This is a genomic window from Rhodanobacter sp. Root480 (assembly GCF_001426645.1).
Lineage (GTDB): Bacteria > Pseudomonadota > Gammaproteobacteria > Xanthomonadales > Rhodanobacteraceae > Rhodanobacter > Rhodanobacter ginsenosidimutans.
The window spans coordinates 336668-349483 of record NZ_LMEX01000001.1 but is presented as its reverse complement, the minus strand read 5'-3'; the positions used below and the strand labels follow the sequence as shown (position 1 = coordinate 349483).

The window sequence follows — 12816 nt, the reverse complement described above, 5'->3', positions numbered from 1 at the left end:
GTCGACCGCATGGCCGCCACACCCAACGATGACGCACAGCCACTGAAGCCGTTGCAAGGCGGCGCGCTGGTGCTGCTGACCATCGCCGTCGCCTTCAGCACCTTCATGGAGGTGCTGGACATGACGATCGTCAACGTGTCCGTGCCGCACATTGCGGGCAGCCTGGGCGTGAGCCCCAGCGAGGGCACCTGGACGATCAGCTCGTACGCGCTGGCCAGCGCGATCATGCAGCCGCTCACCGGCTGGCTGGCGCGCCGCTTCGGCGAAGTGAAAACCTTCGTGGGATCGGTGTTGCTGTTCGTGCTGTTCTCGATGCTGTGCGGCCTGGCCACCAGCATGCCGATGCTGGTGATCTGCCGGCTGATGCAGGGGGCCGGTTCGGGCCCGATGGTGGCGTTGTCACTGTCGCTGCTGCTGGCCAGTTATCCGAAGGCGAAACAGGGTATCGCGCTGGCGTTGTGGGCGATGACGGTGGTGGTGGCGCCGATCTTCGGACCGATCCTGGGCGGCTGGCTCACCGACAATTTCTCGTGGCCGTGGATCTTCTACATCAACGTGCCGGTGGGCGCGCTGGCGGCGATCGTCACCTGGGTATTGCTGCGCAAGCGCGAAACCAAGACCTTCAAGATGCCGATCGACGTGATCGGGCTGGTGCTGCTGGTGGTGGGCGTGGGCGCGCTGCAATTCATGCTGGACAACGGCAACGACAACGACTGGTTCGCCTCGCCGATGATCCTGGCGCTGGGCATCACCGCGCTGGTGTGCCTGACGTTCCTGATCGTGTGGGAGCTGTACGCCAAGCATCCGGTGATCGAGCTGTCGCTGTTCAAGAGCCGCAACTTCACCGTGGCGGTGGTGGCGTTGTCGCTGGGCATGATGGCGTTCTTCGGCATCAACGTGGTGTTTCCGCTGTGGCTGCAGATCACCCTGGGTTACACCGCCACCTGGGCCGGCCTGGCCAGCGCGCCGGTGGGTGTGCTGGCGTTCCTGATGGCACCGATCATCGGCGCGAACATCCAGCGACTGGAACTGCGTGCAGTGGTGACGTTCGCGTTCATCGTGTTCGCCGCCACCTCGTTCTGGTTCGCCAGCTTCGACAGTTCGGCCTCGTTCTCCACCCTGGTATGGCCGCGCTTCGTGATGGGCATCGGCATTGCGTGCTTCTTCATCCCGCTCAACCAGATGTATCTGTCGGGACTGGGAGCGGACCAGATTGCCAGCGCGTCGGGCCTGGCCAATTTCTGTCGCACGCTGGGTTCCAGCGTGTCCACCGCGGCCACTGTGACGCTGTGGCAGCACCGCGGCGACTATCACCACGCCGTGCTGACCGAGCACATCACGCCGGCCGCGCCGGCGGCCGACAGCTTCCTGCAGCAATTGCAGCACGGCGGCTTCTCACTGCAGCAAAGTCTGGGCGTGGTCGAGCAGTTGATCAGCCGCGAAGCGCTGACCCTGGCGGTCAACGATGTGTACCTGGTATGCGCCGTGATGTTCCTGGCGATGATCCCGCTGCTGTGGCTCGCCAAGCCACCTTTTGGCAACGCCAGCGGCGCTGCAGGTCATTGACCAACCACCAATTGCTGCGTTCGGCAAGTGCAACATGGACCACCCCGTTGGAACTGGTGCAATGCAATACCTTCTGTTAGCTTGTTCTGCATGGCACAAACCAAACGCATCATCAAGAAGTATCCGAATCGTCGTTTGTACGACACGGAAATTTCCAGCTACATCACGCTGGAAGAAATCCGTCAGTTGGTGCTCGACAATGAGGATTTCGAAGTCAGGGACGCCAAGAGTGGCGAGGACCTGACCCGCTCGGTCCTGCTGCAGATCATCTCCGAGCACGAGGACAAGGGCCAGCCGATGCTGTCGCCCGAGTTGCTCAGCCAGATCATCCGGTTCTACGGCAATTCGCTGCAAGGCTTCATGGGGCCTTATCTGGAGCGCAGCCTGCAGGTGTTTCTCGACCAGCAGACGCAGTTCCGCAGCCAGCTCAACAGCCTGATGGGGCAAACGCCCTGGAACACCCTGAACGACCTCACCGAGCGCAACATGGCCGCGTGGAAGGCGATGCAGGAAGGCCTGATGAACACCGCCGCGCAGGTCGTTCCGACCCCGTCCGGCAGCACCGGCCGCAGCGGCAAGAAAGCCGGCTGATCCGCGTCACCCGCGCAGCACGCCACGCGTGCTGCGCACCCGATTTCCCCTATCGCAACTGCAGCATGATTCGTGCTGCTTTGCGGCATGATCACGCGTGGAAAGCACCCCATGAACGAAGCGACTTCCCCGAAACGCGTTGCGCTGGTCACCGGCGGCATCGGTGGCCTGGGCAGTGAGATCTGCCGTCAGCTGGCGCAGGCGGGTCGGCAGGTGATCGCCATCGACCTGGCCGCGCGCGACGAACGCATCGCCGCCTTCCGCCAGGAAATGGCGGACGTCGCCGGCACGGTCACGTTCGAGCCGGGCGACATCAGCGACTTCGACAATTGCCAGCAGTTGATCGCCCGCATCGAGCAACAGCATGGCGGCGTGGACATCCTGGTCAATGCCGCCGGCATCACCCGCGACGCCAGCCTGCGCAAGATGACACCGCAGCAATGGCATGAATTGATGCAGGTGAATCTCGACGGCGTGTTCAACATGTGCCGCAACACGATCGATGGCATGACCACGCGTGGCTTCGGCCGCATCGTCAACATCAGCTCGGTCAACGGCCAGACCGGCCAGTTCGGACAGACCAATTACTCGGCCGCAAAAGCCGGCGTGCACGGCTTCAGCATGGCGCTGGCGCGCGAGACGGCACGCAAGGGCGTCACTGTCAACACGGTCTCGCCCGGCTACTGCGATACGCCGATGGTGGCCGCCGTTGCGGAAGATGTGCGCGCGCAGATCATCGCCGGCATCCCGGTGGGACGGCTCGGCTCGCCTGCCGATATCGCCCGCGCCGTATGCTTCCTTGCCGCCGACGACGCCGGCTACATCACCGGCGCCAACCTGCCGGTGAACGGCGGCTATTTCATGAGCTTCTGAGCACCGCGCCGCCCCATCCACGGACGGGCGGCACGAACGGCGTCCACGGCGGCATTGCAGTCTGAGCGCGCTTGCGGAACAGTGGGCGGATTCCCTCCACGGATCGCCGCATGTCGCAACACCCCATCACCCTCATCGGCGGCGGCCTGGTTGGCGCGTTGCTGGCGCAGCAACTGGCGCAGCGCGGGTTTGCGGTCGATGTGTTCGAGAAGCGACCCGATCCGCGCCAGGCGGGATTCCTCGGTGGTCGCTCGATCAACCTGGCATTGGCCGAACGCGGCCTGCACGCCTTGCGCAGCACCGGACTGGCCGACGACGTATTGCAACGCGCGGTGATGATGCGCGGGCGTATGGTGCACGACCGCGATGGCCAGCACGGCTTGCAGCGCTATGGCATCGACGACAGCGAAGTGATCTGGTCGGTCTCGCGCGGCGCATTGAACACGTTGCTGCTGGATGCGGCGGAAGCCGCTGGCGCGAAGTTCCACTTCGACCAGGCGCTGACCACCGTGGACTTCGACCGGCAGCGCATCCGGCTGGCGGACGCCAACGGCGTCGAGCGCGAACTGTCGGCGGGCCTGCTGATCGGCGCCGATGGCGCCGGCTCGGCCTTGCGCGCCGCGATGAACGCACACACGCCATTGGGCGAGCGGGTCGAGCCGCTGGATCACGGTTACAAGGAACTGGAAATCCCTCCCGCAAGCGAGCTGCCCGCGGCCGTGCTGCAAGCCGGTGAGGGCCGCGACGGCTTCGCGCTGGAGCCGAACGCACTGCACATCTGGCCGCACGGCAGCTACATGTGCATCGCGTTGCCGAACACCGAACGCAGTTTCACGGTCACCTTGTTCCTGCCGAGCCAAGGTGCCGCGCCAAGCTTCGCCACTCTGCCCGATGCCGCGGCGGCGGCCGCATTCTTCACGGAACAGTTCCCCGGCCTGCTGCCGCTGATGCCGCGTTTCGCCGAGGATTTCGAACACAACCCCATCGGCACGCTGTCCACGCTCTATCTGCAACGCTGGCACCTCGATGGCCGCGCCCTGCTGATCGGCGATGCGGCGCATGCGATCGTGCCGTTCCACGGCCAGGGCATGAATTGCGGCTTCGAAGACACCGTGGTGCTGGCCAACCTGCTGGCCGAAGCGCGCGACGACCACGCCGAAGTATTCGCCGAGTTCCAGCGCCAGCGCCAACCCAACGCCGACGCCATCGCCCGCATGGCGCTGGAAAACTACATCGAAATGCGCGACTCGGTGGCCGATCCGCATTATCTTGCCAAGCGTGAGCTCGGCGCCTTGCTGGCCGCACGCATTCCCACCCATTACATGGCACGTTATCGCATGGTGACCTTTACCCATCTTCCCTACCGTTACGCACTCGAACGCGGTCAAGCCCAGGACGCACTGCTGGAACAGTTGCTGCGTGAAACCCCCGACGTGGCGACGATCGACATCGACACCGCCGCGCAGCGCTTCGTTTCCACGCTGGCACCACTACCGGAGCTACGTCATGGATGAGATCCTGCTCGAAGCCTTCCGCTCAACCGCCTATCACACCTGCATCGACACCGTGAATTGGGCCACGGTGCGCGTCGACCTGCCGCTGCCCGGCACGCTGACCAACGTGGTCGGCATGCGCTCGTGGGCTTTCATCACGGCATGGAACCCACAGGCACGCCGCCGCTCACCCGAAGAAAACCTTGCCGCACAGCACGCGTTGCTGGATGCGTTGCAGCGCCAGCCCGATGCCAGCGTCTACCCCGCGATCGGAGTCGGCACCAGCGGATGGATCGAACCGACCCTGTTCGTGATCGGGCCCGACGTGACCGTGCTGGATCGCCTGGCGCGGGAACACTCGCAACTGGCGTATGTACATGGTCAAACGGGTAGCCCCGCGCAGCTTCGATTGCTGGAGTGACCCCATGGCGATGGTGCGGCCGACTCAATGCACCAGTTGGTTGATCTCCATGATCGGCAACAGGATGGCAAGCACGATCACCAGCACCACGCCCCCCATCACCAGGATCATGACCGGCTCGAGCAAGGTCAGCAGCACCGCCAACCGTCGTTCGAGCACCTGCGTTTCAAGCTGTGCGGCGCGCTCCAGCATCGGTTCGAGCTTGCCGCTGGCTTCCCCGCTGCCGACCAGGTGCAGCATGAGCGGTGGAAAGATCCGCGTTGCCGTCAGCGCACGGGCCAGGCCTTCGCCCTCACGCACGCGCTCAATGGCTGCCCTGATGCCGTCATGCATGACCCGGTTGGACATCGCGCGGGCGCCGTAATCGAGCGCCGCCAGCAACGGCACGCCACCACCGACCAGAATTGCCAGGGTGCTGGCAAAGCGTGAAGTATTCAGCCCGCGAACCACCGGGCCGAACCAGGGCATGCGCAACACCAGCGCATGCCAGCGACGTCGATAGCGCTCCAGCCGCAGCGCGAGACGCGCCCCCATCGCGATGCAAAGGCCTGCGCCAGCAAGCCAGGGCCCCGCGCCGCGCAGGAAATCGGAAACCGCGATCAAGCCGCGGGTAAGCAGTGGCAGGCTTTGCCGCGACTGCTGAAAAACCTGCACGATCTGTGGCACCACATACACCAGCAAGCCGGTAACCACGCAGATGGCGACAAAGGTGACCAGCATCGGGTAGAGCAGCGCGAGGCTGGTTTTCTGATGCAGCGCCTGGCGGGCGTCCAGGTAATCGGCAAGATGTTGCAGCACCACGGGCAGTGCGCCGGACTCCTCGCCGCCACGCACCAGCGCCCTGTAATAGTCCGGAAAGCTGCGGCCGTAGACGCCCAGTGCCGCGGCCAGTGAAAGCCCGGCAGTAACCTCGGCCTTGATGCCACCAAGCACTTCGCGCGTCCGTGGCGCGGTGACTTCCTCGATCAACGCTGTCAGCGCCTGCTCCATGGTCAAGCCCGACGCCAACAGCATGGCCAGCTGACGTGTCAGCAAACTCAGCTCGGCGGCGGGGATGCCGCGCGACCACGGCGACGTGGCGCGTTGCCGGTTGCGCACCCGCTCGACGCGCTCCGGATACAACCCCTGCGCGCGCAGCCATGCACGCGCCTGACGCGGCGAATCGGCCTGCAGCACACCGGAGCGCGAGTGGCCAGCAACGTCGAACGCGCGATAGAGGAACGCCTCCATGCCATCACCTCGCGCGGGTGACGCGCAACACTTCCTCGACACTCACCGTGCCTTCGGCCGCCAGTCGCATGCCGTCCTCGCGCAGCGAGCGCATGCCGTGTCCGCCAGCATGCTCGCGCAGCGTCTGTTCATCGGCCCGGTCGTGAATGAGCTTGCGCAGTTCATCGTCCACGGCCAGCAATTCATAAATACCCGTGCGTCCCTTGTAGCCGGATCGGTTGCATGCGGGGCAACCGCGTGGCCCATGGAAATGACCCGCCGTGGATACCAGCCCCAGGCTGCGCAGCTGCCCGGCGTTGTCATCCAGTGGCTCGCGGCACTTCAGGCACAGTTTGCGCACCAGGCGTTGGGCGCCAATGCCGATCAGGCTGGAAGCGAGCAGGAATGGCTCGACGCCCATGTCGACCAACCGGGTGACCGCGCTCACGGCATCGTTCGTATGCAGCGTGGTGATCACCAGGTGGCCGGTGAGGCTGGCCTGGATGGCGATCTCGGCGCTCTCCAGATCGCGGATCTCGCCGATCATGACCACGTCCGGGTCCTGCCGCAGGATGGTGCGCAAGGCGCGCGCGAACGTCATCTCGATGCGGCTGTTGATCTGCGTCTGGCTGATGCCGTCGAGGTCGTATTCGATCGGATCCTCGACGGTCATGATATTCAGCGCCTTGGGATCCAGGCGCGACAGCGCAGCGTACAAGGTGGTGGTCTTGCCTGAGCCGGTAGGGCCGGTCATCAGGATGATGCCGTGCGGCTCATGGATCAACGCATCCATCCGGGCCAGCGTTGCCGGAGCCATGCCCAGACGCGACAGGTCCAATCGCCCCGCCTGCTTGTCCAGCAGGCGCAGCACCACGCGTTCACCGTGACCGGTGGGAATCGTCGATACGCGTACGTCGATCGGCTTTCCCGCCGCGCGCAGCGCGATGCGGCCATCCTGCGGCAGGCGCTTCTCGGCGATATCGAGTTGCGCCATGATTTTTATGCGCGACACGATGGCCGTGTGCAGCGCCTGCGCCGGCTCAATCAGATCGTGCAGCGTCCCGTCGATGCGCAAGCGCACCACCGAGCGCGACTCGAACGGTTCGATATGGATGTCCGAAGCACCTTCGTGCAGCGCCTGGGTCAGCAACGCGTTGATCAGACGAATCAGCGGCGCATCGTTCTGGCTGTCCAGCAAGTCCTCGACGCGGGGGATTTCCTGCAGCAGGCGAGACAGGTCGAGGTCTTGCGCCAGGTCGTCCGCCAGCGCGGCGGCGCCTTCGCCGGCACCGTTGTACAAGGTGGAAATACGCTCGTCGAACTCACCGTCACTGATGCGCTCCACCCGAACCGGCACGCCCAGCGCGCGACGCAACTCCGCCAGCGCGCCGGCCGGCGCGTCGCGTCGCATGACCGCAGCGGCACTACTGCCGTCAAGCCCGGTTACCGCCACTCCATAGGTCTTGGCGAAGGCATAGGGTACGGGCGGCTTGCTCACTGCGGGTCGTCCGCGGCGACGGGCAGGTTCGGCAACAGGGGAAGTGGATCGTTGCGATGCACCGCACCGGGTACGGGATCGGCACGTAGTTGTTCGCCGCGAATGTAGTCATACCGCTCGCCGGCCAACGCGCCGGCATTTTGCGAGTCGCGCAGGATGGTCGGACGCAGGAACACCATCAGGTTGGTCTTGGTGCGCGAATGGTTGTTGTAGCGAAACAGGCCACCCAGCAGTGGAATACTCCCCAGCACGGGCACCTTGGACACGCCGCCGTTGACCGCGTCCTGGATCAGGCCGCCCAGCACGATGATCTGTCCATCGTCGACAAGCACCGTCGATTCGATCGAGCGCGTATTGGTGATCACCCCGGCTGGATTGGCGGTGTCGGCCACGCTCGAAACTTCCTGGTAGATCTGCAGGCGCACGACCCCGCCTTCGGATATCTGCGGACGGATTTTCAGGGTCAGGCCAACGTCCTTGCGCTCGATGGTCTGGAACGGCGAGGGCGTCGTCGCCGCCCCCGAGACCGCGTATTGGCCGGTGATGAACGGAACGTTCTGGCCAACCACGATCCGCGCCTCCTCGTTGTCGAGGGTAAGCAAGGTTGGCGTGGACAGGATGTTGGCATTGCTGTCCGTTTCCAGAGCACGCGCGAGCAGGCCCAGGTTGAGGATCTGCTCGCCGCCCACGGTCACGGTTCCGCGCATCGTGCCGATATTCAATCCGGGGCCGGCGCTGGCCGGGTTCTGCGCGATGCCGATGATGTTCTGCCCCACGCCGCCGAAGTTGGTGCCGCCGAACACTTGCGTACCCGACTTCCCGATGCCGCCGAGATCCTGCCACTGGATACCGAATTCGCCGCTCTTGCCCGCGCTGAGCTCGACGATCAATGCCTCGACATAAACCTGCAACCGGCGCGCATCGAGCTTCTCCACCACGGCGCGCAGGTTGTTGTAGATCGCGTCCGGCGCCGTGATGATGATCGAGTTGGTCGCCGCGTCGGCCTGGATGATGCCCGCCGTGCTGACCGCCACTGGCGAGGTGGCGTCACCCATGTCCGACATGCTGCTGCCACCGGCAGACGCCTGCAGGCTGCTGGTAAAACTCGCGCCGGCGCCGGCGCCCGTTGCGTCCGCGTCCGGCGGCATGGGCGAGCCCGAGGTCTGCACCGGCGACGACACGCTGCCCATGTGGATGCCACGCAGGGTTTCGGCAAGCTTCACCGCCTCGGCATTCTTCAGGTGAACCACATGCACGTTGCCGGCCGCGCTGGTCGGCGAATCCAGCATCGCCACGAACTGCCGGATCTGCGCAAGTCGCGCCGGATCCATCGCGCGCACCAACAGGCTGTTGGAACGCGCATCGGCAATAACCGCGATGCGCTGGGTCGGATCGCTACCCTGCAACGTCTTCAGCGCTTGCGCGGCCGGTGCAAACAGGCGGTTGATCGTCCGTGCGGCATCCAGCGCGGAGGCATGTCGCAGCACGATCATCGCGGCGCCCGCATCCTCGGGCTGGTCAATCGCCGCGATGATGCCGGCCAGCCGTTCAAGATTGCCGGCATAGTCGGTAATGATCAGCGTGTTGCTGTCCTGCAGCGCCGTGATGGTGTTGTTCGGTGCAACCAGAGGACGCAGCGTCGGCACCAGTTGCACTGCCGATTGATGACCCAGGGTGAATACCCGCGTCTGGATGGCGTCACTGGCGGCGGGCTGGCCGTGCGCCGCATTGCGATGCAGCTTGGCTTCGCCCTCAGGCAGGATCTTCACCAGGTTGCGATCCTCCACGGCGGTGAAGCCCTGCAGCCGCAACGCCGACAAGAACACGTCATATACGGCGGTACGCGCCACCGGCTGCGCGGAGATGATGTTGACGGTGCCCTTGACGCGCGGATCGAGCACGAAATTCTTGCCGGTGACTTCCGCCATCGCCTTGACCACGCCTTCGATATCCGCGTTGACGAAATTGAGCGTGACGGCATCTTCCGGCGCCAGCGGCGGATTGGCCGGCGCGGCTACGGTGGCACCCGCCCCTGCCGCCAGGGCGGCAACCAGAACGGCTGCCATTGCCTGCAACCAGTAACGTTTCATGCGGATCGACACGGGATGGATGACCTGCGATGTTTCATTGGACGGTGAGGTTTGAGGTGGCAGAGAGAGTTCGCGGCCAAGCCAACGTTTCACGTGCCCCGTTGCGGCGCAGAACCACCCGCTCCGGAAACACGCTTTCGACGCGGATACCCGGTGCGAGATCGCCACCAGCAGGCACCAACCGCGTCTCTTCCTTGCCGAGTTGCAGCAGCGCATGACCGGCCCCTGCCGGCGCCCCTGCCATGACGCCCAACAAGGTGACGGCCAGCGCCGTCGGCGCACCCGGATGAGTCTCGTCCTGTGCCTTGCCAAACAGGTCGCCCGCGTTCGCCAGGCGACCGGCCGGCTCGGAAACCTCCATGGCTTGCAGCAACGGCGACGGCGCGAACCACGCCCAGCCCCAGTACGCCCACACGAAACCAAGCAGCGCCAACGCACCGACCTTCATCGTGAAGACTATTGACGTTTGCGCGAGCGTGGATCGTCCGAATGGCACGGATGCGTTTTCCTCTGGTGACACGGGTTGGATGGTTACGGCGGCGGACGGGTTCCCGCCGCGTGTGCTCGTCATCGGGTTTCGGGCGAGTTCGCCGCGGATACGTTGCTGAGTGGAGGGCCGAATTGCAGTGCGAAATCACCGTTGGCGCGTTCGATGGCAATCAACCGCAGCAGCGGTGCGAGTTGCGCCTTGTCCTTGGCGTCGACGCGCGCGGTGACCGAGTAATCCGACAGCATCCCGCTGCGCCATGACCCACCGCCGCGCAGCTGCAACGGTCCGCTGCGGGTGTGCAAACTCGCATTCAACGCACCGGCCACGCTGTCGATGCGAAGCGCGTACGTGCCCAGCGGCGCCACCGTGGTAAGGGCGGAGCCGGCGTCTTTCCATGTCACGACGGCGTCTGCCCAAACGCCGTCGTCCGTGCGCGTGAACCGGGCGATCCGCACGGCGACATCACCACGCAAACCCAGTGATGCCATGCGCGGCACGGCCAGCCCGAGCGCGGCGGCGGGTACCGAGAAATCGACATCAGCGACGTCGACCCCGTGCGCGGAAAGGTGCAGCGGGAAGCCTGCAGCGTGGTCGATGCTCACCTGGTAGCCGAGACGTCCATGCAGCAGCGAGCGTGGACGCCACACCCAAGCAACGGCCTTGCCGATACCGGTTTGTCTGGCCGGGTCGCGAATCTCCAGCCGGCCGCTGCCCGACCACAACGTGCCTTGCGCCTGAGCCAACCGCAGCACACCGTGCGTTGCGCGCCGCAAACCGCTATCGATGAGCGTGGCGGGCGCCAGCACAACCAGAAACAACGCACACGCCGCCAGCACCACGCCGCCGCCGACGATGCCGCTACGCCATGTCCGGAGCCGTGTCATCGGTGCGACCGTTCGACGGTGGCACTGACACTTACCTGTCCGGGCGTGTCCTGCGACTCGATCCGCACCCGCGAAAAGCGCAGGTGTTGCGTACGCATGTCGTCCGCCCATGCCAGCCATCGGGCAAAGGCGACGTGACCGAACACCAGTTTTACGTGATCCGCATCCATCTGCTCCATGCTTGCCAGCGACTGGCCCAATCCACTGGCGCCCACCTGGCGCTGCACCAACTGGCGCAAGTCCGCCGTCGTCGACGCAGACGCTGGCGCCGCGCGGAGCCGCGTGATTTCCGCCGCCTGCCGATCCTGGCGACCGGCCTGCGCCTGCAACCGGACCACCGCCGGCAGCAGCTTTGCCCGCGCCTGCGTCGTCGACAGCAGCAGCCACCCGTACATCAACAGCCCAAGGCACAGCGCTACCGCAACCATCAACTGGCGTTCGGAGGGTGAACGCGATGCCCACCACACACCCAGCACGGGTTTCCAGGTGAGTTTTTTCATGGTGACCTCAGCGTCAATGTCACCGTGCCGTTGGTGGCGCGATGCGCCACTGGCACCGTGTCGACGGCAAACCCGGCCTCCGTCAGAAGCTGCTGGACCTGACGCGCAAGCGCATCACCGGGCGCCTTCAGTTCCAATGTCATGCGTCCATCCTCATAGGACAGAGCGCGCAATTGCGTGGTCGGCGCAGAAGCCAACGCCTCTGATACCTTGCCGAGCATGACCGGGAAATCACCGACATCGGGTTGGTTGGCACCATGCCGCGCGCGGGCCAGCTGCCGGCGCATCTGCAACACGGGGTCGGCCACGGCGACGGCATCGGGAAACAGCGCGCGGAAGCGCGCCTCCATTTGCTGGCGCAACTGTTGTTGTTCACTGGCCAGGCGCATCCGATCAGCAAACAGTGCAACCGAATGCAGCAACAGCGCCGCCAGCAGGATCCAGCCGACTTGACGCCAACGCGCAACCATCGCCACGGACAAATGCCGGCGCCGACGGCCCTGATCGAGTCCGGCCCCGGCCGACATCGGCGCCGCACGCGCCTCCGGCGCAGAAGCCATCCGCAGGCTTACGCCCAGCTCCTTCTGCCACGTCTCCAGATCGGGTTTTGCCTCGGGCACCGTCAGGTACAACGTGATGGTGGCCGGCACCGTGGCGTGCGCCCGCGCCTCCAGCAGCAGCTGTATCAGCATCAGCGGCGGAGTTTGCCGGTCGCCGCAATCGGTGGCGCCGCCTTCGAACTCACCGATCCGCACATGGCCTTCCTGCCCGTTCCAGCACAGGCTCCACCCGCCGTATTGCAACGGCAACATCAGCGTCTCGCAATGCAAGCTATCGACCAAGATACCGACGGCGGCAAGCGCATCGCGCCATGCCTGCAACCGCGACCGGTCCACCACCGCCAGCACGTCCTCGCCGTCCAGCCGCCCCAGGATACTCACCTGGGTGCTATCCGGGTCCGAGGCCAGTCGTTCCTCGACCGCGTAGGCCAGCAGCGCGGCGGATCGATGCTTGCCTGTCGACGGCAACCTCGCGCGCACGAGCAACACGTCGCTGGCCGCGAGCACCAGCTCGACCCGCGCGGCCCCCGGCGGCAATTGGGCCAGCGCGCCCGCACCAGGATGCGCACCGGCGTCGTTGAACAGTACCCATCGGCACGACGCGGGCGTCGCCGACAGCGAGCAAAAGATGCGCAGCATGT

At 65.2% G+C, this 12816-nt stretch carries 12 protein-coding genes; 5 read left to right on the top strand and 7 right to left on the bottom strand.

Annotated features, from left to right (window positions below; translation table 11 throughout):
- The first annotated feature begins 9 nt into the window (after positions 1 to 9).
- The 5 genes from ASD22_RS01690 (at position 10) to ASD22_RS01670 (ending at position 4944) form a co-directional block, all read left to right on the top strand.
- Positions 10 to 1566: a DHA2 family efflux MFS transporter permease subunit gene (locus ASD22_RS01690; RefSeq protein WP_056078095.1), complete on the top strand. Its 1557-nt coding sequence runs from the start codon at positions 10 to 12 to the stop codon at positions 1564 to 1566.
- Between the two features lie 90 nt (positions 1567 to 1656).
- Complete coding sequence (phaR, locus tag ASD22_RS01685; RefSeq protein ID WP_056078092.1) at positions 1657 to 2157, top strand: polyhydroxyalkanoate synthesis repressor PhaR; 501 nt, start codon at positions 1657 to 1659, stop codon at positions 2155 to 2157.
- 111 nt (positions 2158 to 2268) lie between these two features.
- Positions 2269 to 3030 carry an acetoacetyl-CoA reductase gene (gene phbB, locus ASD22_RS01680; RefSeq protein ID WP_056078089.1) on the top strand — a complete coding sequence of 254 codons (762 nt, stop codon included), beginning with the start codon at positions 2269 to 2271 and terminating at the stop codon, positions 3028 to 3030.
- Positions 3031 to 3140: 110 nt separating this feature from the next.
- Positions 3141 to 4544 (top strand): NAD(P)/FAD-dependent oxidoreductase, encoded by a 1404-nt coding sequence (locus ASD22_RS01675; RefSeq protein WP_056078086.1) that lies wholly within the window; start codon positions 3141 to 3143, stop codon positions 4542 to 4544.
- A complete protein-coding gene (locus tag ASD22_RS01670) occupies positions 4537 to 4944 on the top strand; it encodes a DUF3293 domain-containing protein (protein WP_056078083.1) in 408 nt (135 codons plus the stop codon). Before ASD22_RS01675 ends, ASD22_RS01670 begins: the two co-directional genes overlap by 8 nt.
- Before the next feature lie 24 nt (positions 4945 to 4968).
- Here ASD22_RS01670 and gspF read toward each other — a convergent pair whose 3' ends face one another.
- From gspF to gspL, 7 genes are read right to left on the bottom strand one after another with little or no spacing between them, the layout of a single operon-like run.
- Positions 4969 to 6174 (bottom strand): type II secretion system inner membrane protein GspF, encoded by a 1206-nt coding sequence (gspF, locus tag ASD22_RS01665; RefSeq protein WP_056078080.1) that lies wholly within the window; start codon positions 6172 to 6174, stop codon positions 4969 to 4971.
- A gap of 4 nt (positions 6175 to 6178) precedes the next feature.
- Positions 6179 to 7651 (bottom strand): type II secretion system ATPase GspE, encoded by a 1473-nt coding sequence (gene gspE / locus ASD22_RS01660; RefSeq protein WP_056078077.1) that lies wholly within the window; start codon positions 7649 to 7651, stop codon positions 6179 to 6181.
- Positions 7648 to 9741, bottom strand: coding sequence for a type II secretion system secretin GspD (gene gspD, locus ASD22_RS01655; RefSeq protein ID WP_235577473.1), 2094 nt, complete (start codon positions 9739 to 9741; stop codon positions 7648 to 7650). The genes gspE and gspD overlap by 4 nt, the downstream gene beginning before the upstream one ends.
- Positions 9742 to 9775: 34 nt before the next feature.
- Entirely contained in the window at positions 9776 to 10312 is a 537-nt protein-coding gene (locus ASD22_RS01650; RefSeq protein WP_235577472.1) for a type II secretion system protein N, read from the bottom strand.
- Positions 10309 to 11115 carry a type II secretion system protein N gene (gene gspN / locus ASD22_RS01645; protein WP_162245053.1) on the bottom strand — a complete coding sequence of 269 codons (807 nt, stop codon included), beginning with the start codon at positions 11113 to 11115 and terminating at the stop codon, positions 10309 to 10311. The genes ASD22_RS01650 and gspN overlap by 4 nt, the downstream gene beginning before the upstream one ends.
- Positions 11112 to 11615 carry a type II secretion system protein GspM gene (gene gspM, locus ASD22_RS01640; protein ID WP_056078066.1) on the bottom strand — a complete coding sequence of 168 codons (504 nt, stop codon included), beginning with the start codon at positions 11613 to 11615 and terminating at the stop codon, positions 11112 to 11114. The genes gspN and gspM overlap by 4 nt, the downstream gene beginning before the upstream one ends.
- Positions 11612 to 12814, bottom strand: coding sequence for a type II secretion system protein GspL (gspL, locus tag ASD22_RS01635; protein ID WP_056078063.1), 1203 nt, complete (start codon positions 12812 to 12814; stop codon positions 11612 to 11614). The genes gspM and gspL overlap by 4 nt, the downstream gene beginning before the upstream one ends.
- Between the last annotated feature and the right edge of the window lie 2 nt (positions 12815 to 12816).

Bases quoted from the DNA above. Each gene is read 5' to 3' on its own strand.
- ASD22_RS01690 (WP_056078095.1), top strand. From the start codon at position 10: ATGGCCGCCACACCCAACGATGACGCACAGCCACTGAAGCCGTTGCAA.
- phaR (WP_056078092.1), top strand. From the start codon at position 1,657: ATGGCACAAACCAAACGCATCATCAAGAAGTATCCGAATCGTCGTTTG.
- phbB (WP_056078089.1), top strand. From the start codon at position 2,269: ATGAACGAAGCGACTTCCCCGAAACGCGTTGCGCTGGTCACCGGCGGC.
- ASD22_RS01675 (WP_056078086.1), top strand. From the start codon at position 3,141: ATGTCGCAACACCCCATCACCCTCATCGGCGGCGGCCTGGTTGGCGCG.
- ASD22_RS01670 (WP_056078083.1), top strand. From the start codon at position 4,537: ATGGATGAGATCCTGCTCGAAGCCTTCCGCTCAACCGCCTATCACACC.
- gspF (WP_056078080.1), bottom strand. From the start codon at position 6,174: ATGGAGGCGTTCCTCTATCGCGCGTTCGACGTTGCTGGCCACTCGCGC.
- gspD (WP_235577473.1), bottom strand. From the start codon at position 9,741: ATGAAACGTTACTGGTTGCAGGCAATGGCAGCCGTTCTGGTTGCCGCC.
- ASD22_RS01650 (WP_235577472.1), bottom strand. From the start codon at position 10,312: ATGACGAGCACACGCGGCGGGAACCCGTCCGCCGCCGTAACCATCCAA.
- gspN (WP_162245053.1), bottom strand. From the start codon at position 11,115: ATGACACGGCTCCGGACATGGCGTAGCGGCATCGTCGGCGGCGGCGTG.
- gspM (WP_056078066.1), bottom strand. From the start codon at position 11,615: ATGAAAAAACTCACCTGGAAACCCGTGCTGGGTGTGTGGTGGGCATCG.
- gspL (WP_056078063.1), bottom strand. From the start codon at position 12,814: ATGCTGCGCATCTTTTGCTCGCTGTCGGCGACGCCCGCGTCGTGCCGA.